We start from the raw sequence: 21,058 nt of genomic DNA on the forward strand, positions 1-21,058 counted from the left end.
TAAAAGATAAGTATAATTATTTATAATTATGAATAACAAACAAACAGAAAAAACCATTAGTTGTTTTGACGTAGCTAATTATTTCTTAGTTCTAGTAGATAGAGAAGCAGGAGATACTATAACTCAGCTAAAGCTTCAAAAACTAATATATTTTGCTCAAGGTGTTCATCTCGCTTTATTTAATAAACCTTTTTTTGAAGAAGAGATTGAAGCATGGAAACATGGACCAGTAGTACCAAAATTACGTATACCGTTCGGTAATTTACAAGATGGTCCAATTGCCGCCCCCGGTGAAATGGACTTTGATATTTACACACAACAGCAAAAAAACTTAATTTATAAAATATATTCTATATATGGCGAACATACGGCAAGCTATTTACGTAATTTAACACACCGGCATTCTATTTGGCTTGAAGCTATAGAAAGTATAAATCATACTATGACCAAAGAAAAAATACAGGAATTTTTTAAAGTTAATATAATTAATAATATTAAAGATTATATTTTATTGATTAATAAGGAAGATCTTGAACAAATAGAAAATGCAGAAGATCAGTGGTGGATGAATTATGATAGCGGTGTACCTGCTGAAGATATTACAGAACAACTTTTAAAAGCAAAACAGAAACAAGAAGGTAAAAATTTTGAAAGTTGTTTGGTCTGATGAAGCTTTAACACAGTTAGAATTTTGGAAGTACACTAATAAAAAAATGACTAAACGAATACATCTTTTAATAGATAGTATTATGTCAACACCTTGTACCGGTATAGGAAAGCCTGAACCTTTAAAGTATGAGTTAAGTGGTTTTTGGTCTCGAAGAATAGATCAAGAGCATAGATTAGTTTATTCTTTCAATAAAGAAACTAAAATTATTATAATAGAAAGTTGTAAAGGACATTATTAAAATTCACACAACTAAAATAGAATATAGCAGTATATTAAATAACTTAGATTTTATTCAGAATCTGAACTAGGTATTGATTCACCGATACATTCTAAATTAAATGGTAATATTGTAGCAGGATAACATATTTTTTCATCTTTAACTAATTTTTTTGTGGGATACTCATCATTATCGTTGTTATTCTCATCTATATCTTCTTCGTATTTTCGTTTTATACCTCTATTTTCAAATTTTTCTTCTTCTAATTCTATGAAATCGTAAGGTATTTTTTTCTCTTCAATGTAAGATATTAGATCATCTATATCTTCTTCAATCTCTGAATCATTATATAAATTACTTGTGAAATTATTATTATATTTGTTAATTTCTTTTAAGATTGAATTAAGTCTATTTGAAGGTATGAAGTTCTTTTTCTCCAGAGAGTAATGATCCAAGCACATTTTTGCTATTTCTTCTAAGTATTTATTATTTTTTATAAGATCGTCACTTATTATATTTTGAATCTCGTTAATTTCTGCACATATTCCTAATAATATCAAAAGATTTTTAAGATTTGCAGAATTATTAATTTGTTTATGATATGGGCTAGCTTTTTCATCTGACTGACAATTTATTATATCGGATAATAGCCACAAGAATTTATCTTTATAATCTAATGAATATTTTGTTTTGAAATTTAGATATTTACTTAGAGCATCATTAATTTTTGAATTTTCATTTACCCACTGCCTACATTTTTCAGTATCATAAATTTTATCATTGATCAACTCTATGACTTGATTACTTTTTACAAAATTTTCTAATATTTTTTGTTCTTCATTTGCAAATTTTCTTGTATTAACCATTAATGTCCTTATAAAAAATGATTTTAAAAGGGCATTATATAGGCTTGTTAATAAAAAGTAACTATTTTGTGATTAGGTTTGTCAAGGTAGTTTAAAACTATGTATGACAAAAATCTAAAAGTAGAAATATGAGGAACAAATAAAATATCGAATAAGCAAAAAATCTTTTTGCCTGCTTATTATCAGCATTATCATAAAATAATGATATAGAATAATATAAAAACACTAAACCAAGTACCACAGCAATTACTAAATATATAATATTACTCATACCTATAAAAAAAGGCATAAGAGAAGTCAAAAATAAAAGTATGCTGTAAATTAGAATTTGCTTCTTAGTATATAAAGCTCCTTTTATCGCAGGCATCATAGGCACTTTACAGTTTTTATAATCATCGTTACAAAATAAAGCCAAAGCCCAAGAATGAGGCGGCGTCCAAATAAAGATAATTAGGAACAATATAATAGAATCCAAAGACACGCTGCCACTTACAGAAGCATAACCTATTACAGGAGGGAGAGCTCCAGCAGCTCCACCAATAACAATATTTTGGATAGAACTACGCTTTAACCACATAGTATAAATGCAAATATAATAAAAAATAGTAAATAATAATAATAATGCTGATAGGAAATTTACGCATAATGCCATAAAAAATACTGAAAAGAATGCCATTATCAATCCGAATGATAACGCTTCGTCAGCTTCTATAGCACCTCTTATTATCGGTCTTTTTTGTGTACGTTTCATCAAGGCATCAATATCCCTATCATACCACATATTAATCGCTCCAGCACTACCTGCACCTATCGCTATACAGATTAAAGCAATTACACTAATGAAAGGATGCAGAGAATTAGGAGCAAGCCACATTCCAGAAAAGCCAGTAAAAACAACCAATGACATTACACGTGGTTTCATTAGTAAAATATAGTCTTTAACTGTACTTTGAGGATAACTAACTTTATCTAAACTTATTGATTTTGTTAAAGAATTCATATAAAAGTTTTTTTACTAAATATAAAAAGTTTTAAGGTAAAAATCAACGATTGACTTTAATGTAAGAAATGTATATATTTTTTTGTAATTATAATTTAAAAGTTAAGGATATTTTCAGTGACAAAAATCGTACGTTCTAAATATAAAGCTAGTAGAAGACTTGGTGTTAGCTTATGGGGTGATGGTAAAGATGCATTTAATACCCGAAATTATCGCCCAGGTCAACATGGACGCAATACCATGGTTAAAACCTCCGATTATGGGTTACATTTAAAAGCTAAACAAAGAATAAAATGCCATTACGGTCGTATCACTGAAAAGCAATTTAGAAATATCTTTGGATTTGCTCAAAAAATGAAAGGTAATACTGGTGAGAACTTCATCGGATTACTTGAAAGTAGGCTTGACTCTATAGTTTACAGAATGAATATTGCACCAACTATTTTCTCTTCTAGACAATTAATATCACACGGTCATATTAAAGTAAACGGTAAGAAAGCTGATATAGCAAGTATGCGTCTTAAAGAAGGTGATGTTATAGAGATCAAAGAAGCTTCAAGACAAATGGGCATCATTCAAGAATCAGTTTCAAAGCAAGGTCAAACAACACCTGATTATGTATCATTTGATGTAGATTCACTAAGTGGTAAATATCTAAGAGTCCCAACGATTTCCGACGTTAGATATCCTTTCACTCCTGAAGTTCATTTAGTAGTCGAGCTATATTCTCGTTAATATCATGCTTGTTTAACTTAAAAAAACTACAAGTACTGCGGTACGAACTATATTAAGTAACTACCGCCGTTCTTTGTCTTGCGGATTCCTCGCTCTTTTTCAAATTAAACTTTGTCTACCTATTGTTTTTATATCTTTGTCATTTAGGTGGGGTTGTTGCATAGATCGAAAAATATCTTCTGCGTGTTATCCTATAGTGGCATTGCCCGCGTGGATCAGTTTCCACTGTCATCCCGTGATTTATTCTATGTCATTCTTAGCAACGGCACAGTAGTGTCCGGAGAAAATTGGAGTATTATTAAAACCGTCATTGCGAGCGGTCGTAGACCGCGTGGCAATCCAGAAAAATAGTAAAAAATAACTAATTTTAGCATTTTTTTACTTCCTTGCTTCGCCCTTATTACTTTGTAATTCTTCTCGCAATGACGAAAAAACCTAATAATAACAACGTTTATTTTTTCTCCGGACACTACTGTAGCAACGGCGGGAATCCAGCATAAAGCGAGATACCTAAGCTTTTATATTCTAAAAAATTGCTGTATTTAGACTTTTTTTCCTAGATTCCCGCCGTTGCTTCGAATGACATATAAGGTACTAGATTGCTTTGCTGGCTATTACGTAACATTTTCACAATAACAATGTTTAACTGTCTAGTACTATAAAGATAGTATATTACACCATGATTTCATTATAACCTAGGGCATCATCAGTATGCTCTTCACCTTCGAGTTCAATATCTTCTTTTAAAGCTTCTGTAGCACAACTACTTAACATATCGTCTTTAGCTTGCTCTTCTTGCCATTTTAAACTTGCTTGTTCAAAATTAACAACTCGTTCTTTTACTTCTTCTAATGTATAGCTTTCAGCCTTTTGTAAAAACTGCTCTATATCTTCTTTTAGGTCTGGATTTTTTTCACTAAATTCCTCAAAAAATTTCTTTACACCTGTTAATAGTTCAGCTTTTTCATATTCTATATCATCTTCAAAACCTTCATCTTCTAAATCTAAAACTTGTTTTTCGGGTTTAGCTTTTACAACTTCTATATTCTTATCCTCTTCAAATCCCTCATCCACAATATTATTCCTATCAAAAACATTAGAAAATAATTCTTTATAATAATCATTCTCAACAATTTTATTATCGGGGTTATTTTTATTATAATTAACGACCACCCTATCAACAATTTCTTTAAAATTTTCATTATAATTTATATTCTTAAAATTAGAGCTTTCATGAATAGATTTGTTTGCTAGCTCTTTAAGTACTTGAAGATTTTCAGTGCTTGAATTACTCATTCCATAATGCTCTTCTGGAATATAGGTAGCTATTTCTATTAGTTTATCACCAAAAATTTTTTGTGTGATCATTTCATCAGATAATTGCGTTGCATCTAAAATTTTACCTGTTATATTGTTTTTTAATAACTCTATTATTCCTCCACCACAACAAATAGTTTGGTACTCATCATTTGATTCTTCTTTTAATGATAGATACATAGCATTATCAATTTTATAATTATTTTCCTCCAATAATTTCCATGTCATTAAAGCCGGATCATTAGCATACACTCCTCCATCAATAATCGTATGATGTTTAGTGTTAGTTACATTGCTTAATGATTTACTAGGAAAAAATCTTGGTGCAGCAGTTATTCCTTGAATTATATCAGATAGTAAATAATTATTATCGTCACTTTTCCTAGCATCTATTGTAGAAAAAGTAATAAGCGGATTTTCTTTATTATCAAGGTCATAGCCTGTAACTATAACATCTCCGATTAAATCTTTTAAAGTGTAATCCTTACAATATTCTTTTAATAATTTTATTAAAGGTTCTGGAGAAAATTTGTAACTTAATAAGCCGTTTAAGCTCCATACTTTCCTAAAAGTTAATTCCTGCGGAAAAATATCTTGAGCCATTTTTTCAAATAAATCCACAACCTCTTGCATAGTAAGTAATGGTTTATGAGAATCATTAGGATCAGGTATTCCAGACAAAATAGCAATAAGTCCACCAACACTAGTACCTCCTCTAACGGGAAATAATTCACATGTGGGCTTACCAGTTAATTGCTCTATATTGTTTAATATTACTACTTCTATATCCCCTTTTACACCTCCTCCTTCTAATAATAAGAGATCTATTCCATTATCATTAGTTTTTACGCCATCTATTATCTCTGCCATCACAATAACCCCAAAGTTTAATTGTGCGGCAATATATAATAAAAGTTAATAATTGTCAACTTATTGCTATTTGAATACTTAGTATATTTTAACTTGTTAAATAAAGTTACAACTATTAGTAAACTATACTTGATTAGTAGTTAATATTTTAGTATATAGATAAGGATATTTAAAAAACTAAGGGTAGAAATTATGATTGAGTATGATCCTAGAGAGGTAGGGAAGAAAGTTAATTCAATAAAACCTAGTGTAAAAAAGGTGCTGGAGTTTTTTACTATACCTGATCAAAAACAAAATATTGTTCATTATATCCAAGGTAAAATTTTGGAATGTATGGCAAAAAAAGATGTTATTACTGCTGTTGCCCTAATTGATTGCGTTTTAGGTATTACAGGAATTGATGGACAGGAACTTAATTTAAAATTTATAGAACCAGTAGCAATTCAACATAATTATGAAGATTTTGCTGTTAGTTTCTTAGGATCATGTAAAGCTTTAAATTACATTGAAGAAAATAATTAGTATTTATGAAAAAAATATATATAGATAGCTCAAGTTCAGGAGAAGAAAGAGAAAATCAAGTAGTTACTAAAATTAAGCAGGTAGATTATCATAATTATTTATTAGGTAATATATTAAATTTTAAGCATATAAATAATGCTGATGAATTTAAAACTAAACTAGGACTAATACTACATAATTTAGCTGATAGATTATTTAAAGCTCAATAATTAATAATACTTATCAAAACATTAAAGCTACAAAATTAAGTTTAAGTACTGAAAAATATAATAAAATACTAGATGATATAAAAACTGTTTTTAACAAGCAACTAAATCAGTTATTTATTAATTATAATAAAGAAAATCCTATAATAGATGATGATTATATTGACTTATTTAACTTTATATTTGATAGAAATTTAAAATTACCACAAACTTTTATTTTAAAAGATACAATTACCATCGCTAATGTGAGAGAAATTTTACTTAAAGAATTGCAAAATTCTACAATTAATTTAAAACCATTATTTAAAAATCCATTAGAAATCAATTCAACTTTCAATAATGTAGGGGAAATTTTATCTTATTCAAAACTCAATACTAGGAATATTAAAAACACATTAAAATATATAAAAATACAAGAAGCAAACAATTATAACTCATCTACTGTTTATAAAATTTCAAATTCTCAATTAGAAGTTTTTACAGATATTCATATATTGCATTATAAAACAAGTAACGTACAAACAGAAAAGTTTGGATTTGGAACTTATAAAGAAATTTTTCAAGAAATATCAAATAATGAACCATACAAAAAAAACATAATAAAACGTATTTTTGAAGTTGTTCAAAATAAAGAGCATGATAATTTAATAGAATTACCTAAAAAACTAAATAATTTTGCTGAACAACTAACTCATTTATTGTCCCAAATTTGGGAGAAAAACCCCGCACTTGCAGTGCGTCGTTTTAACATATAGAATGTAGAGATGCAGTATTACAAGAAGATAAGCCACACAGTTTACGATTGCACTTATCATATAGTATGGGTGACTAAATATCGATATAATATATTGGTTGGTGATATTGGTAGGAGAGTCAAGGACCTAACCCAAGAGATATGTAAGGATAATGGAGTAGAGATATTAAGAGGGAAGATAGCTTCAAATCACGTACATATCTATGTATCTGTGCCACCTTATCAAAGTATTAGTAAGGTGGTACAGTATCTAAAAGGAAAGAGTTCAAGGAAGATTCAGCAGGAATTTCCAGAATTACGGAAACAGTATTGGGGTAAACACTTATGGGCTGTTGGATATTTTGTCAGAACCACAGGCAATGTGACTGACCAAATGATCAAGGATTATATTGATAAACATGAATCGAGAGATGATAAGTTTGGAAACTTTCAAGTTGAAAACTAGCTATAGCTAAGGCATTGATGCCATAATCTTAAGCCCTGCATTTGCAATGCAGGGTGGTTAACTATTTATAATTGAGATGCAAAGAAATAATGCAACATTATTTACTGCTCCTATATTCCTTGAGCTTGTTGCACAAGATAGCAAATATCTAAAAACAGATTTTTTTCCTATGGCTACTCATACAGCAGTCTCACAAGCAAGAGGTATAGCGTATTCTTATCCTCTTGAACTTCCAAACAGTTATTTTATGGATTATGACACACATAATGTAACTCAAGGGAACTTATTACTTAGACAAGAAGGGCATGTTTTTGTTGAATGGCTCCAGAAAGTTATGGGTAATGATAAATTAAATAATATTACTCAAATATTTAATCTAATATATACAAAAAAAGTTCTTCAAGAAAAAGAAATAGATTCAATAAAGCTACAAGAAATACAAGCATTCTTAGGTTCTATAGGGAAGCTAAAAAATTATCCTGCTAATTTAATAAAAGTACTAGAGGAAAATCTACATAATTTAATTCCTCATTTTGGCAGTCGACCAGAACAATATTTACTATTATTTAAAGAAGCACTATTAAAAAAAACCATATTTTCAAAGAAAGTTAAAGATTTGATAGAAAATACATTTTTTGAATTCCAAAAAATATTACCTAAGCTTGACTCTTTTTTAGTCAAAGTCCAAGCAGATTTAAAAAAGGATATCAAGAAAATTATCCCTGAGATTTTACAAATTTTATGTGCGAAGATAAAAGAATGGTACAATATTGATGCACCTGAATATATCACAAATGTAAAAACAGTAGAAGAACTTAAAAATCAATCACTTTCATCTGAGAGATGAAAGTTTGTCTATAGCGACTAGAAGTCGAGAATCAAGCTAAAGCTTATTCCAGTCTTATATTAGTAGTCATTGCTGGTTCATGAGCATCAGTATGTCTATTAATATATTCATTAATCATGTCATCAGTCACATTGCCACTAGTCGAACTAAAGTATCCTCTTGCCCATAAATGTCTACCCCAATACTTTTTTCTTAATATTGGAAATTCTTCTTGTATCTTTTTTGACGATCTTCCTTTAGCTTTTTGCACAAATTCACTTACTTTAATATGAGGTGGTATATTGGCAAATATATGTATATGATCGCTTGATATTACTCCATTTTCTATTTTAATATTGAGCTCTTCTGCAACTACTGCAATAATTTCTCTCACTCGCTTTTTGATATCATAGGTTAACACCTTGTATCGATATTTTGTAATCCACACTATATGATAGCGATGATAGTAAACTGTGTGTGATTTGTTGCTGTATTGAGTCATGGTGCTTATGATGCTAACGCATCATGGCGCACATGGCAAGCTAAAGCTTTTCCATCTGGAAGATGGAGGTTTTAACCACCAAAGGGACTATAAAGAAGTATTAAAAGATATTACAGCCAAAATAAATAACTCTAATTCTATATTTTCTCAATCCGGAGATAAATTAAAATTTTCAATACCTCCTATTAAAAGAAAACTAGTTAGTACTGAAAATATTAATAACAAACTTTTAAAAACTCATAATGAAGAAAATTATGATTCAAGTTTAGATGATGCAATAAAAGAATATTATAAGATAATGGGGGAAGATAGCAGCTCTATATCCTTGTAAAACTACTATTAATATTATAATTTTTTTCTGGTCCTAGGACTTGGTAATTAAGAATAAAGGAATCAGGATTTAGAAATATATAGGTAGCATTATAGTGGTCTTTACCGCATAAATGTCTACCTACAGCCTTTATACTCTTCTGCTCTGAAGAATTGGCTCTGCAAAACTTCGGGGAACTTACATGCTTGCCTATTAAGCATGGGCTATGTGTGCTTATCCCTTGTTTTACATTCCAGTTCTTCAAATCATTTGAGTATATATTATTGATGAAATCTAACTGATAAAACAAGCTATTCTCTGGAGTAGTAAAATATTTGATGATATTATTATTTTCCAGAATATATTTATATTCTTTTACTGCAAATATTTGATTATCACAGCCATAATAATTAAAGCTCAGCTCTTCCTTATATAGTAATTCGTTAGGATTAATTTCTAAAAAATACGCCACCCTTCCCCATAACCATAATTCTCTATGGTTCTTTTAATATCGTACTTCCCAGAAAGTTTTGCAAAGATTTTATTTTTTCCAAAATTCTTCATGAGTAATGCAGTCTTCTAACGGTTCTTTACTAGCTTTAAGAATTTTCTCAACTAATCCAGGCACAGAATAAATAGCTAGAGTTTCTTGCAACCCTTCATATTCTTCTTCTGATATAATCACCGCATTATTATATTTGCCTTTAATAGAGTCTTAATATTACTTCATGAGATTGCCACGTCAAGACTTTGTCTCTCCTCGCAATGACACATAAGCTAATTCTGCAAGATTTTCATCATTAGGTTAATTTCTTCGCGTAATTCTAAGTCACTTTCTAGTAGCTCTTCTACTTTTTTGATGGCATGCATAACTGTTGTGTGGTCTTTTTTACCGAATTTTTTACCTATATCGACTAGACTTTTAGGGGTAAGGATTTTACTTAAATACATAGCTATCTGACGCGGTCTTGCAATAGCACGCATTCTTCTTGGCGATGACATATCAGATAATTTAATATTGTAACGATTAGCTACTTTTTTCTGAATATCTTCAACTGTAATTATCCTTTCATTAGAACGGAGCAAATCTCTTAAAATATTTTGTGTATTTTCGAGTGTTATTTCTTTTGCAGTAAAGTTAGAGTAGGCAATAACCTTATTTAACGCTCCCTCAAGCTCTCTTACATTTGAAACGATCTTAGAAGCTAAAAAATCAATTACATCTTTTGGAACTTTAACGTTCATCTGCTCAATTTTAGACTCTAAAATACCAAGACGTAACTCATAAGTAGTGCTATGAACGTCTGCCACTAAACCCCACCCTAAACGGGATTTAATTCGGTCTTCAATATCATCTAAATCGGAAGGCGACCTATCGCAAGAAATAACCATCTGACGGTTATTATCAATCAGCGTATTGAACGTATGGAAGAACTCTTCCTGCGTACTATCTTTACCACAAATAAATTGAATATCATCAATCATTAATACATCAACTGAGCGAAATTTCTCTTTAAAAGACATTACTTCTTTGTTACGCAAAGCCTTAACAAATTGGTACATAAATTTTTCTGCCGACATGTATATAACCTTACGGCTTGGATTATTCTGTTTTATGTACCAACCAATTGCATGCATTAAATGGGTTTTACCAAGCCCTACCCCACCATATAGGAAAAGAGGGTTAGATTCGGAAACTGCACTTGAAGATTCAGCTACTGCTCTTGCAGCAGCATAAGCAAGCTCATTTGGAGCACCAACAACAAAATTATCGAAAGTAAAACGTATATCAAGTGTTGAGAAAATATTTTCTGAATTAAGCTCGCTACTACCAATATCGGCAAAAGTTTTAGTAGGCAACTCAAGAGTTGCTTGATTAGATGCCGGCAATTCTTTAGTAATTATTTCTACTGTTTTAATAGCATTATTATAATGCTGAAATAATTGCAATATAACGACAGAATATTTAGATTTTATCCAATCTCTAATAAAATTAGTAGGAGCACAAAGGATAACAGTATTTAGTGAAGATTCTATAAAATTGACCTTACTAAACCAGCTATTATATAAAGCCTCACCGTAATAGTTATAAAGGTCTTGGGTTACGTTACTCCAGACATTTACACTATTATCATTTTGATTTGTTAAAATTATTTGATTAGTATTCACTTAAAACTGCCACGGTAAGTTATTTTGTTTCCAGCCTTTATTTTGAAGATTTCCTTCGAAACCATCAATAATATTATAACAATTTTTATAACCTATATTAGCCATAAAATTTGCTGCCATTAATGATCTATGCCCTGATCTGCATAAAAAAAATATAATGTTAGACATTTTATCATCAATAATAGATAAAAATCTATCTTCAAAATCTCTATTCAGCTCCATAAAAGGTGATAGCTGCCAGCTTAAAAAGATTACATTATTTTTATTACTCAAACTCGGAACACCCACATGTTTCCATTCTTCTTCTGTTCTAACATCAACAAGAAAAGTATTATTATTTGAAACCAGCATATTATAAGCTTCTTTAGAACAGATATTTTGAACTAACATATTTTGCCTATATATTGCTTTATATATAATAAAAATGTTTAAACTATTGGATTTTATTCATGCGAAGATGAATTTATTAAGATAGTATAGCTTTCGTAAAACCTTAAATATTTTTAAAATATTCTTGGTCTCTGATAGTTTTAATAATATTATCATAAAAAAATTTTGCAAGATTTTATAACATGAATAAATTAAATAAAAACTCTTTACAAAAGAAACTTTTTTATCGTAGTAAAAATCGTGGCTGCAAAGAAATGGATTATATATTAGGCAATTTTGCTAGTCTTTATCTACCTTTCATGGCGGAAGAAAAACTTTTAAGCTATACTTTAATACTTGATCAAAATGACAATGATCTTTATAATTGGATTACTAATAAATCTTCCGTTCCTTCTAATTTAGATGCCGAAATAATGGAGCAATTACGCAAAATAATAAAAATATAATTTCCCATCATACATGTTACAACAAAAATTTCCACAAGCTGCTAAATCTTTCTTCACAATTGATAGCTTTATAAAGAATTCTAAGCAAGATTTCATTTTAGTTACAAGTAATGAAGAAGAGGCGTTGCAATTATACAAGCAGGCTTTATTTTTTTTACCGAGCGAAAATATATATTATTTTCCGAGCTATGATACAATTCCTTATGACCATACGTCACCAAATTGCAATATACTATCTAAGCGAGCCGAAACATTAACCAAACTTACGACCAATAAAGGAAATAAATTAGTCATTACTCAAGCAACGAATTTATTGAATAAATTACCGCCTAGAGAATTCTTTGCTAAATATTATCTAAAATTATTTCCTAAAATGAAGCTGAGTGCAAATGAGTTAAGTAAGTTTTTGGTAGAAAATAGCTTTACGAGGAATGCAAGCACTGTTGATGTTGGAGAATTTGCAGTTAGAGGCGAGATTGTTGACTTAATATTACCTGAATCTAAAGGCTATAGAATTAATTTTAGCTGGGATTATGTCGAGTAAACAATTTGATATTGATACCCAAATCTCAACTAAATCTTGTAATGAACTAATTATTAGTCCAGCAAATGAGATAGTTTTAAATTCTGAAACAATCAGTAATTTTAAAGATAATTACCTGCGTAATTTTGGAGTTAACCATACCGATAATCCTTTATATGAAGCAATAACCGGCGGAAGAAAGTTCTCAGGTTATGAGCAGTTACTACCTTTATTTTATGATGACTATTCCGGTTTAATAGATTATCTTAATAAGCCGGTCATTATCTTTGATAATCTAACAAAGCAGGCTATTTTAGAATTTGAGCATAGCTATAATGATTTTTACAAAGCAAGACTAGATGCCAATAAGCTTAAATTTAACAGCTTTTACCCTACTCTTTCACCCTCCCAGCTATATTTTACTTCTCTTGAAGCTATAGAATTACTTGAGCAGGAAAATAATATCCTAATTAGTTATGAAAATTCCGAACAGGCTAGCATAGTTGAAAATATAGCAGCTGCAAGCTTTGTAGAAAAGAAAACTGTTTTTGATAAGCTGTTTGAAGTTATCAAAGCTAATTCTCGTAAGAAAATTATTATAGGCTCAAGCGTTTTAAGTAGCTTTGAAAGAGTTAAAAGTATAATCGGAAATTATGAATATAATTACAATCAAGTAGAGTATTTGGAAGAAGCAAATCTTGGTGCAATAAATATTGCCATATTACCCTTAAATCAAAGCTTTTCTACTCCTGAATATTTATTTATTGCAGCTAGCGAGCTATTAGAAGAAAAAGTTATCACTACAAACACTAATAAGAAACTCAAAAATATTTTACTTGAGCTTGATCATTTAGCCGAGGGAGAACTAATAGTCCATAAAGATCATGGTATAGGGCAGTTCTTAAAGCTTGAAGCTTTAGAAATTAAAGGCAAGCTTCATGATTTCTTAAAGATTCTCTATGCCGGTAATGATAAGCTATATATACCCGTTGAAAATATTGAGGTAATAAAGAAATATGGCAGTGATGTTGCCCAGCTTGATAAGCTCGGAAGCGTCTCATGGCAAAAAAATAAAGCTAAGCTTAAAAACCGTATTAAGGAAATTGCCTTGCATTTAATGCAAATAGCTGCCAAGAGAAAACTTAATACCACTGCTGCTATTGAATTTGACCTTGAAGAATATGATAAATTTTGTGCTAAATTTCCTTTTACCGAAACTGAAGATCAATTAAATGCAATAAATGATATTAGAGAAGATTTAAGCAATGGCATGCTAATGGATAGGCTAATATGCGGAGATGTTGGCTTTGGTAAAACTGAAGTAGCAATGCGTGCTGCCTTTATGGTTGCTAAATCCCTAAACGAAAATTCACCGCAAGTGGCGGTTGTCGTACCAACTACTATTCTATGCAGCCAACATTTTGCAAGATTTACCGAAAGATTTAAAGATTTTGGCTTAAATATCAAGCAATTATCTAGTGTTGTTAGCTCCAAAGAAGCAAAGATTGTAAGATCGGAACTTGAAAGCGGTAAGATACATATAATAATAGGTACGCATTCTTTACTACATAAAGTTACTAAATTTTGTAACCTTAAACTATTAATTATAGATGAAGAACAGCATTTCGGCGTTGGCCAAAAGGAATTCCTTAAATCGCTAAAATCTTCTACCCATGTGCTTGCAATGTCTGCGACTCCAATACCTCGCACCTTACAAATGTCGATGACCGGCTTAAAAGAGCTAAGCATTATCGCAACACCTCCGCTAAATAGGCTGGAAGTCCGCACCTCTGTTATGCCGTTTGATCCTGTTATTATCAGGGATGCATTACTGCGTGAGCATTTTAGGGGCGGTAAAAGCTTTTTTGTCGTTCCAAGAATTAATGATATAGAAGATATCGAAAAGCAGTTAAAGCAAATAGTCCCTGAATTAAGCTATAAAGTAGCACATGGTAAAATGTCACCGAATAAAATTGATGAGATTATGAGCGAATTTTATGCCAGCAAATTCGATATATTAATCTCAACAACTATAATAGAGTCAGGAATTGACATACAAGACGCTAATACTATGATTATCCATAAAGCCGATATGCTGGGCTTGAGTCAATTATATCAGTTACGGGGTAGAATTGGACGAGGTAAGATGCGAGGTTATGCCTACTTAACGCTGCCAAGTCATAAGAAAATGACGCCACATAGCTTAAGACGTTTAGAGATAATCCAGAATAGCTGTGCTCTCGGTTCAGGCTTTACTATCGCAAGTCATGATATGGATTTACGAGGTTTTGGTAATTTAATCGGTGAAGAGCAATCAGGACAAATTAGAGAAGTTGGAACAGAGCTTTACCAAGAAATGCTGGAAGAACAGATAGCTATTTTTAAAGATGAGCCAATAAGCGGTGAACAGCCTTTCATCCCGACTATTAATTTAGGTTTATCGGTCTTTATTCCTGATAATTATGTATCGGATTCAGTTCTAAAGCTTGGTTTATATAGAAGAATAGGTAATCTAAACGATGATTTAGAAGTAGAAAAATTTAAAGACGAAATGATAGATAGATTTGGTAGCCTGCCAACTGAATTTAATAATTTACTTGATATTGTTAAAATAAAATTATTATGCTTTAAGTTGAACATTGAAAATCTAGATTCAGGCGATAACGGTTTTGTAATTAAATTTTATAAAAACGCTGATATGGCTGATAAGATTCTAAAATTCGTCAGTACCTATACTGCTAACGCAAAAATTAAACCTGATAATAAATTAGTATTTATCAAGAAATTAGTAGGTAAGAATATAATTGCTGAGGCGAATCAGTTGTTGTGGAATTTATCGGAGGTTTAAACTGTTTTCTATAACTTGAAAGATAGAAGACAAAAAACTGCCTTCTATCTTATTTTTACTTTTTTTATAAAATTAGTAATGAAAAAGCAGTAAAACTATATTATTATTATTTACTTACGGCATAATTTCATAATCTGGTGTTCCAGTTTGATTTATACCTGTTAATGGTATTTCATCATTCTGCACTACTATGTTTGTTACAGCATATGGTGTTATTAGTGTTGGCTCACAATTACCGGCATAATTTTGTTCCTTGGTTACTAATAAAGTAGTATAATCTTGTTGTAACTCTAAATTTTCACCTTTAAGCTGAGAATTTATATTTTTATAATCCTTAATTACATTTTTCTGCTTTTGGTATTTCCCTACAAAATATCCTAACATTCCCCCTATTGTTATACCGGATATTCCTATTCCGGTAGCAATTAAAATGTTTCCTGGAGTTAGACAATTACTTTCATTATTATCAAAATAACTCATGGTTGAAAAATTTTCCGTTGTTGTCGGTAATTCAGTAGTAATAGTTGTGGTGGTAGGAATTTGAGAAATAGCCCATTGCTGCAGAGCGTTTGTTACCGATTCAATTGAACAATCTTCAAGCCCTAAAAACTCAACTACATCATTTAAAGTTAGCGTACTATATGATTCACTGTTATCGGCAATATTATATTCTTTACCAAAAATATTTGTTGTGCCATTTAATATTTCTTTAGGCTCTAATAATAAATTTTCATCCATCATACCTACAATTGTAGCAGGATTTTCACAAGGTTTAACTGAAGGATGATTATTTAAAAATTTATAAGTATAATCTATAACGCATTTAGTAGTTTTCATAATTATCCCATCTTGATGCTCAGAATTATAAAATGATGAAAAAGTTTCATTGGCTAAACTATGTGTCCCTACTACTAAATCGTTGATTTTTGTTAAAATTGTTTTGGAAAATAAAGGAACAAGGCATTTTAAAATTCATTCGTTAACTCTTTTTTTATATTAATTAAATTCATAATAATTAAGATAATTTTTGCAAACTTAATTATCATGAAGTATGGTTATATAAATTAAGGTTAAGTGATTGTCAATAAAAATTAAGAGATAACACGATTGATTAATACATTATAGTTAATATTTTTTAACTATAAAAAAATGAATCAAAAAAAGTACAACATATTTTTTAGTTGTTATATAATGAAGCCAAAATTTAGTTCAAAGTATTTATTTATGGAACATATAACATTAAAACAACTTCATTTTTTATTTGAAAAGCATAACGTAAAAGGTTTATCAAATAATTCTAAAACTATTAAGGCAAATGATGCCTTTTTTGCCATTAAAAATGGTAATGATTTTATTGCAGATGCTTTAGATAAAGGGGCAGCATTAGTTATTACTGATGATAAAAAAAATACTACAAATAAAGTAATCTTTGTAGAAGCCATTAAAGAAACTTTATATGAAGCTATAGAACTCTTCTATCCTAAAAAACCTAAGACTATGATAGCCGTAACTGGTACTAACGGCAAAAGCTCGGTAGTATCATATATAGCTCAAATATATTCGTTACTTGGACAAAAAGCAGCATCTATAGGCACAATAGGCGTAGAAGTTTTTGGCATCGATAATTTTAATGAATCTATAGGCGGGCTAACTACAACTGACTATTTAAGCTTTCGAAAAATCGCTCATAAGCTAGCTGAAAATGGGATAGATTATTTAGCATTTGAAGCTTCAAGCCATGGCTTAGATCAACAAAGGCTTGGTGATTTAAAGGTAAATATTGCATGTTTCACCAGTTTCAGCCAAGACCACCTTGACTATCATCACACAAAAGAAAATTATTTGCTTGCTAAATTAAAGTTATTTACCGATCATTTATCAGAAGATAGCATTGCAATATTAAATTCTGATATAGAAGAAATAGAGTTTATTAAAGACTATTTAGATAAGCATAAGATAAAATATTTATGCGTTGGGAAAAAAGTTTCTAAGAAAGATAACATAAAAATTACTGAACTTACTCATTCTTTATATAATCAAATTATTTTCTTTGATTATAAGGAGTCAAATTATGCTTTTAATACAACTATAATAGGCAGCTTTCAGGCTAGTAATTTATTAATAGCTGGACTTAGTGTTTATTATACCAGTTTTGATTTTAGTAAAGTTATAAGTGCTTTAACTAAAGTTAAAGCCGTAAAAGGACGAATGGAACGAATAGAAGATGCTAATATATTCATTGATTATGCCCACACTCCCGATGCTCTTGAAAAAGCTTTAACTGAGCTAAAAAATATTAAAGTGCGAGGTAGTAAATTAAGTGTAATTTTTGGCTGTGGCGGTAATCGTGATACTACCAAAAGAAAGATTATGGGAAAAATAGCAGCCTCAATAGCAGATAATGTTATTGTGACCGATGACAACCCACGCCATGAAGACCCAAAAGCTATCAGACAAGAAATTATTAGCGGGATAGCAACAACAAACTACATAGAAATAGCTGACAGAAAAGAAGCTATTAAATACGGGATAAATAATTTAAAAGAAGATAATATTTTACTAATCGCCGGCAAAGGACATGAAAATTATCAAATTATAGGTGATGAGAAGATAGAGTTTGATGACGCCGAGGTGGCAGGAAAACTAATGTCATTGCGAGGAGATGCATAGCATCGACGTGGCAATCTCATAAATCAGATAAGACTCCTGAGATTGCTTCGTCGCTATACTCCTCGCAAGGCATTGTTGCGTGGATCAAGAGTCGTCATTGCGAGCGAATAAAATGAGCGTGGCAATCCAGAAAAAATAATAAAAAATACTATAAATTAGCATTTTTTAGCTGGATTGCTTCGTCAATTACTTCGTAATTTCCTCGCAATGACGGAAAAACCGATCCACGCAACAATGCCTTATCGCAATGACGATAAACACGCACAACAACAAAAACACATGATTTGGAATTCTAAAACTTTAAGCGATGCCTTAAGAGCATCAATATCGCAATCTATTATCGCTAACGAAATACAATTTAACTCTAAAGATGTTAAAAAAGGTGATTTATTTATAGCACTTCAAGGCAATAAAGATGGTCACGATTATGTTCAGGATGCCATTAATCAAGGAGCATCCGCAGTAATAGTTAGTAAGCAAGTAGATATATCTGACCCAAGTAAGATTATCCTAGTAGACAATTGCCTAAAAGCCCTAGAGCAGCTGGCTTTGTATAAAAGAAAAAATTCAAACGCCAAATTTATTGCTATAACCGGTAGTGTTGGTAAAACTTCAACTAAAGAAGCATTAAAGACTTTATTAGAACACAACGCACTAACTTTTGCCAGCCGAGGTAATTTCAATAATCATTTAGGGTTACTTATCAATCTTGCTTCGATGCCGGATAATACAGAATTTGCTATTTTTGAACTCGGTATGAACCATAAAGGTGAGATACGGGAGCTAGTTCAAATATTAAAACCAAATATTGCTATGATCACTAATATTTCAGAAGCACATTTGGAGTTTTTTAACTCACTTGAAGATATTGCTGAAGCTAAATGCGAAATTTTTGAGAGCTTTGACAAAGATGAAATTGCCGTTATTAATTCAGGTACTAATTGTTATGATAAAATCTTATCTATATTAAAAAAATTATCTATAGAAAATATACACAATTTTGGTAAATCATCCTCAGCTGAGTTAATTTTATATGAGGTTTTAGGTGAGCAAGTTCATTTAAAATATAAGATATATGACGCGATTATAGAGACTACTATACCCTTTATACCTAAGCACTTTGCTGAAAATTATGCTGGTGTATTATTGATTATATTTTTGCTTAATCAAGATTTAAATAAAGCTGTTAGCTATTTAGGTGATATTCGGTTAACAAAAGGCAGAGGCAAAATTATTAACATAGGAAATAGCAGCATTATTTGTGATTATTATAATGCAAGCCCTACGTCAATGAAGGCTGCCTTAGAATATTTAAAGCAAATGCCTGCCACAAATAAAACCGCTATAATAGGCGAGATGCTAGAGCTTGGGCAGAATTCAGAAAGACTACATAAAGAGCTAGTACCTTATATATTAGATTCAGGCTGTTCTAAGATTTTTTTGGTAGGTGCAAATACTAAATATATTTATGATTCATTACCTGAAAAAATAACTAAAGCATATTTTGAAAACGTTGATGAATTAATTACATCTACAAATGATTTATTCAAAAATGATGAGCTTATTTTGATAAAAGGTTCTAGAGGAATAAAACTTGACAAGATTATTGATTATTACACTAAAGTAAATTAAACTAACTTATACTTTTAAATTTAAACTAAAATATGTTATACAACCTCTTACTACCTTACATTCATAATTCACATATAGCTAACTTATTTCATTATATAACTTTTCGTAGCGGGCTTGCCGTTCTAGTTACTCTTAGTCTTAGTTTTCTTATCGGTCCAAGGCTAATAAAGTTTTTACAAGCTCTTCAAAAATATGGTCAACCGATACGTTTAGATGGTCCTGAATCACATCAAGCAAAAGCCGGCACTCCTACTATGGGCGGTATTATGATTATATTATCCAGCTGTTTTTCTACCTTATTGCTTGCCGATTTAACCAATAAATATATTTGGATTACATTATTTGGTTTTATTAGCTTCGGTATTATCGGTTTTCTTGATGATTATGCAAAAGTAACTAAAAATAACCATTATGGCGTAAAGGGAAAAAGTAAACTCTTACTTCAAGGTATCATTAGCTTAATAGTATGTATTTTACTAGAATATACAATTGATAGCCCTAGTCATATGCTTAACGTGCCATTTTTTAAAAGTTTAAGTATGGACCTTGGTTATTTATATATATTCTTTGCCATATTCGTTATAGTCGGTGCTTCTAATGCTGTTAACCTCACTGATGGACTTGATGGACTCGCAACAGTTCCTATTGCCTTAACTGCCGGTTCTTTTGCTTTAATAAGCTACCTAGTCGGAAATTTAATTTACTCAAATTATCTACAACTAACTTACCTACCAAATACTGGAGAATTAACGATTTTTTGTGCAAGTATAGTAGGTAGCTGTCTTGGATTTTTATGGTTTAACGCACAACCAGCTGAAGTTTTTATGGGCGATACTGGCAGCTTAAGCCTTGGCGGTGTACTTGGAATTATCAGCGTTATTACTAAACATGAAATAGTTTTAGGCATTGTTGGCGGATTATTTGTTATTGAAACAATATCGGTGATTATGCAGGTATATTACTTTAAAGCTACCAAAGGAAAGCGAATATTTAAAATGGCACCATTGCATCATCATTTTGAAAAAAGCGGCTGGGCAGAATCAAAAGTCGTAATAAGATTCTGGATTATCTCTCTCATATTTGTCCTTATTGGATTATCATCTCTTAAATTACGTTAATACTTATGCCGCTAATGTATTA

Annotated in this window: 22 protein-coding genes and 1 pseudogene; 14 read left to right on the top strand and 9 right to left on the bottom strand. The window is 30.6% G+C overall.

The annotated features are described in order from the left end of the window. The first annotated feature begins 28 nt into the window (after nucleotides 1-28). A complete protein-coding gene (locus AAGD54_RS05620) occupies nucleotides 29-667 on the top strand; it encodes a Panacea domain-containing protein (protein ID WP_016948198.1) in 639 nt (212 codons plus the stop codon). Further along, nucleotides 645-908 (top strand): Txe/YoeB family addiction module toxin, encoded by a 264-nt coding sequence (locus tag AAGD54_RS05625; RefSeq protein ID WP_342170241.1) that lies wholly within the window; start codon nucleotides 645-647, stop codon nucleotides 906-908. The genes AAGD54_RS05620 and AAGD54_RS05625 overlap by 23 nt, the downstream gene beginning before the upstream one ends. A gap of 50 nt (nucleotides 909-958) precedes the next feature. Here AAGD54_RS05625 and AAGD54_RS05630 read toward each other — a convergent pair whose 3' ends face one another. Together AAGD54_RS05630 and cyoE are read right to left on the bottom strand one after the other, a co-directional pair. Further along, the gene (locus AAGD54_RS05630) at nucleotides 959-1,753 is read right to left on the bottom strand and encodes a hypothetical protein (RefSeq protein WP_341794336.1); all 795 of its coding nucleotides are present in this window, start codon (nucleotides 1,751-1,753) and stop codon (nucleotides 959-961) included. A 97-nt stretch (nucleotides 1,754-1,850) separates the two neighbouring features. Continuing rightward, entirely contained in the window at nucleotides 1,851-2,753 is a 903-nt protein-coding gene (cyoE, locus tag AAGD54_RS05635) for a heme o synthase (RefSeq protein ID WP_341788197.1), read from the bottom strand. A gap of 117 nt (nucleotides 2,754-2,870) precedes the next feature. On the opposite strand from cyoE, the gene rpsD reads away from it, so the two are divergent. Then, nucleotides 2,871-3,488 carry a 30S ribosomal protein S4 gene (gene rpsD, locus AAGD54_RS05640; RefSeq protein WP_011477507.1) on the top strand — a complete coding sequence of 206 codons (618 nt, stop codon included), beginning with the start codon at nucleotides 2,871-2,873 and terminating at the stop codon, nucleotides 3,486-3,488. Nucleotides 3,489-4,160: 672 nt separating this feature from the next. On the opposite strand, the gene AAGD54_RS05645 is transcribed toward rpsD, so the two are convergent. Continuing rightward, the gene (locus AAGD54_RS05645; protein ID WP_341794337.1) at nucleotides 4,161-5,675 is read right to left on the bottom strand and encodes a patatin-like phospholipase family protein; all 1,515 of its coding nucleotides are present in this window, start codon (nucleotides 5,673-5,675) and stop codon (nucleotides 4,161-4,163) included. 192 nt (nucleotides 5,676-5,867) lie between these two features. On the opposite strand from AAGD54_RS05645, the gene AAGD54_RS05650 reads away from it, so the two are divergent. The 5 genes from AAGD54_RS05650 (at nucleotide 5,868) to AAGD54_RS05670 (ending at nucleotide 8,449) form a co-directional block, all read left to right on the top strand. Further along, nucleotides 5,868-6,197: a hypothetical protein gene (locus AAGD54_RS05650; RefSeq protein WP_341788199.1), complete on the top strand. Its 330-nt coding sequence runs from the start codon at nucleotides 5,868-5,870 to the stop codon at nucleotides 6,195-6,197. Between the two features lie 5 nt (nucleotides 6,198-6,202). Further along, the gene (locus AAGD54_RS05655; RefSeq protein WP_341794338.1) at nucleotides 6,203-6,406 is read left to right on the top strand and encodes a hypothetical protein; all 204 of its coding nucleotides are present in this window, start codon (nucleotides 6,203-6,205) and stop codon (nucleotides 6,404-6,406) included. A gap of 242 nt (nucleotides 6,407-6,648) precedes the next feature. Further along, nucleotides 6,649-7,158, top strand: a complete 510-nt coding sequence (locus tag AAGD54_RS05660; RefSeq protein ID WP_341794339.1) for a hypothetical protein — start codon at nucleotides 6,649-6,651, stop codon at nucleotides 7,156-7,158. A gap of 9 nt (nucleotides 7,159-7,167) precedes the next feature. Continuing rightward, nucleotides 7,168-7,602, top strand: a complete 435-nt coding sequence (gene tnpA, locus AAGD54_RS05665) for an IS200/IS605 family transposase (RefSeq protein WP_341794258.1) — start codon at nucleotides 7,168-7,170, stop codon at nucleotides 7,600-7,602. 76 nt (nucleotides 7,603-7,678) lie between these two features. Then, a complete protein-coding gene (locus tag AAGD54_RS05670) occupies nucleotides 7,679-8,449 on the top strand; it encodes a hypothetical protein (protein WP_341794340.1) in 771 nt (256 codons plus the stop codon). A gap of 43 nt (nucleotides 8,450-8,492) precedes the next feature. Here AAGD54_RS05670 and tnpA (AAGD54_RS05675) read toward each other — a convergent pair whose 3' ends face one another. Further along, entirely contained in the window at nucleotides 8,493-8,930 is a 438-nt protein-coding gene (gene tnpA / locus AAGD54_RS05675; protein WP_341794341.1) for an IS200/IS605 family transposase, read from the bottom strand. A 7-nt stretch (nucleotides 8,931-8,937) separates the two neighbouring features. Between tnpA (AAGD54_RS05675) and AAGD54_RS05680 the strand changes: the two genes are divergently transcribed. Next, nucleotides 8,938-9,261 carry a hypothetical protein gene (locus tag AAGD54_RS05680; RefSeq protein WP_341794342.1) on the top strand — a complete coding sequence of 108 codons (324 nt, stop codon included), beginning with the start codon at nucleotides 8,938-8,940 and terminating at the stop codon, nucleotides 9,259-9,261. Here the strand turns inward: AAGD54_RS05680 and AAGD54_RS05685 are convergent. From AAGD54_RS05685 to AAGD54_RS05700, 4 genes are all read right to left on the bottom strand, one after another. Beyond that, complete coding sequence (locus tag AAGD54_RS05685; RefSeq protein ID WP_341794343.1) at nucleotides 9,248-9,712, bottom strand: DUF6314 family protein; 465 nt, start codon at nucleotides 9,710-9,712, stop codon at nucleotides 9,248-9,250. The genes AAGD54_RS05680 and AAGD54_RS05685 overlap by 14 nt on opposite strands. A gap of 69 nt (nucleotides 9,713-9,781) precedes the next feature. Then, nucleotides 9,782-9,925 carry a hypothetical protein gene (locus AAGD54_RS05690; protein ID WP_341788203.1) on the bottom strand — a complete coding sequence of 48 codons (144 nt, stop codon included), beginning with the start codon at nucleotides 9,923-9,925 and terminating at the stop codon, nucleotides 9,782-9,784. 92 nt (nucleotides 9,926-10,017) lie between these two features. Continuing rightward, nucleotides 10,018-11,409 carry a chromosomal replication initiator protein DnaA gene (dnaA, locus tag AAGD54_RS05695; protein ID WP_341788204.1) on the bottom strand — a complete coding sequence of 464 codons (1,392 nt, stop codon included), beginning with the start codon at nucleotides 11,407-11,409 and terminating at the stop codon, nucleotides 10,018-10,020. Further along, entirely contained in the window at nucleotides 11,410-11,799 is a 390-nt protein-coding gene (locus AAGD54_RS05700; protein ID WP_341788205.1) for a rhodanese-like domain-containing protein, read from the bottom strand. 182 nt (nucleotides 11,800-11,981) lie between these two features. On the opposite strand from AAGD54_RS05700, the gene AAGD54_RS05705 reads away from it, so the two are divergent. Both AAGD54_RS05705 and mfd read left to right on the top strand, forming a co-directional pair. Beyond that, entirely contained in the window at nucleotides 11,982-12,245 is a 264-nt protein-coding gene (locus AAGD54_RS05705; protein ID WP_341794344.1) for a succinate dehydrogenase assembly factor 2, read from the top strand. A 13-nt stretch (nucleotides 12,246-12,258) separates the two neighbouring features. Beyond that, nucleotides 12,259-15,616 (top strand): annotated as a pseudogene (gene mfd, locus AAGD54_RS05710) (transcription-repair coupling factor). 114 nt (nucleotides 15,617-15,730) lie between these two features. On the opposite strand, the gene AAGD54_RS05715 reads toward mfd, so the two are convergent. Continuing rightward, the gene (locus tag AAGD54_RS05715; protein WP_341794345.1) at nucleotides 15,731-16,453 is read right to left on the bottom strand and encodes a hypothetical protein; all 723 of its coding nucleotides are present in this window, start codon (nucleotides 16,451-16,453) and stop codon (nucleotides 15,731-15,733) included. 387 nt (nucleotides 16,454-16,840) lie between these two features. Here AAGD54_RS05715 and AAGD54_RS05720 point away from each other — a divergent pair, with 387 nt between their 5' ends. The 3 genes from AAGD54_RS05720 to mraY all read left to right on the top strand — a co-directional run bounded on the left by AAGD54_RS05720 (nucleotide 16,841) and on the right by mraY (nucleotide 21,036). Continuing rightward, entirely contained in the window at nucleotides 16,841-18,286 is a 1,446-nt protein-coding gene (locus AAGD54_RS05720) for a UDP-N-acetylmuramoyl-L-alanyl-D-glutamate--2,6-diaminopimelate ligase (protein WP_341794346.1), read from the top strand. 279 nt (nucleotides 18,287-18,565) lie between these two features. Then, nucleotides 18,566-19,918 carry a UDP-N-acetylmuramoyl-tripeptide--D-alanyl-D-alanine ligase gene (locus tag AAGD54_RS05725; RefSeq protein WP_341789232.1) on the top strand — a complete coding sequence of 451 codons (1,353 nt, stop codon included), beginning with the start codon at nucleotides 18,566-18,568 and terminating at the stop codon, nucleotides 19,916-19,918. A 32-nt stretch (nucleotides 19,919-19,950) separates the two neighbouring features. Next, entirely contained in the window at nucleotides 19,951-21,036 is a 1,086-nt protein-coding gene (gene mraY, locus AAGD54_RS05730) for a phospho-N-acetylmuramoyl-pentapeptide-transferase (protein WP_341788209.1), read from the top strand. The last annotated feature ends 22 nt before the right edge of the window (nucleotides 21,037-21,058 follow it).

The sequence above is a fragment of the Rickettsia endosymbiont of Rhinocyllus conicus genome, from assembly GCF_964026465.1.
GTDB lineage: Bacteria > Pseudomonadota > Alphaproteobacteria > Rickettsiales > Rickettsiaceae > Rickettsia.

What these genes read in the sequence shown, in the direction of transcription:
- AAGD54_RS05620 (WP_016948198.1), top strand. Translation starts at nt 29, where the DNA reads ATGAATAACAAACAAACAGAAAAAACCATTAGTTGTTTTGACGTAGCT.
- AAGD54_RS05630 (WP_341794336.1), bottom strand. Translation starts at nt 1,753, where the DNA reads ATGGTTAATACAAGAAAATTTGCAAATGAAGAACAAAAAATATTAGAA.
- cyoE (WP_341788197.1), bottom strand. Translation starts at nt 2,753, where the DNA reads ATGAATTCTTTAACAAAATCAATAAGTTTAGATAAAGTTAGTTATCCT.
- AAGD54_RS05645 (WP_341794337.1), bottom strand. Translation starts at nt 5,675, where the DNA reads ATGGCAGAGATAATAGATGGCGTAAAAACTAATGATAATGGAATAGAT.
- AAGD54_RS05650 (WP_341788199.1), top strand. Translation starts at nt 5,868, where the DNA reads ATGATTGAGTATGATCCTAGAGAGGTAGGGAAGAAAGTTAATTCAATA.
- AAGD54_RS05655 (WP_341794338.1), top strand. Translation starts at nt 6,203, where the DNA reads ATGAAAAAAATATATATAGATAGCTCAAGTTCAGGAGAAGAAAGAGAA.
- tnpA (WP_341794258.1), top strand. Translation starts at nt 7,168, where the DNA reads ATGCAGTATTACAAGAAGATAAGCCACACAGTTTACGATTGCACTTAT.
- AAGD54_RS05670 (WP_341794340.1), top strand. Translation starts at nt 7,679, where the DNA reads ATGCAAAGAAATAATGCAACATTATTTACTGCTCCTATATTCCTTGAG.
- tnpA (WP_341794341.1), bottom strand. Translation starts at nt 8,930, where the DNA reads ATGACTCAATACAGCAACAAATCACACACAGTTTACTATCATCGCTAT.
- AAGD54_RS05680 (WP_341794342.1), top strand. Translation starts at nt 8,938, where the DNA reads ATGATGCTAACGCATCATGGCGCACATGGCAAGCTAAAGCTTTTCCAT.
- AAGD54_RS05700 (WP_341788205.1), bottom strand. Translation starts at nt 11,799, where the DNA reads ATGTTAGTTCAAAATATCTGTTCTAAAGAAGCTTATAATATGCTGGTT.
- AAGD54_RS05705 (WP_341794344.1), top strand. Translation starts at nt 11,982, where the DNA reads ATGAATAAATTAAATAAAAACTCTTTACAAAAGAAACTTTTTTATCGT.
- AAGD54_RS05715 (WP_341794345.1), bottom strand. Translation starts at nt 16,453, where the DNA reads ATGAAAACTACTAAATGCGTTATAGATTATACTTATAAATTTTTAAAT.
- AAGD54_RS05720 (WP_341794346.1), top strand. Translation starts at nt 16,841, where the DNA reads ATGGAACATATAACATTAAAACAACTTCATTTTTTATTTGAAAAGCAT.
- AAGD54_RS05725 (WP_341789232.1), top strand. Translation starts at nt 18,566, where the DNA reads ATGATTTGGAATTCTAAAACTTTAAGCGATGCCTTAAGAGCATCAATA.
- mraY (WP_341788209.1), top strand. Translation starts at nt 19,951, where the DNA reads ATGTTATACAACCTCTTACTACCTTACATTCATAATTCACATATAGCT.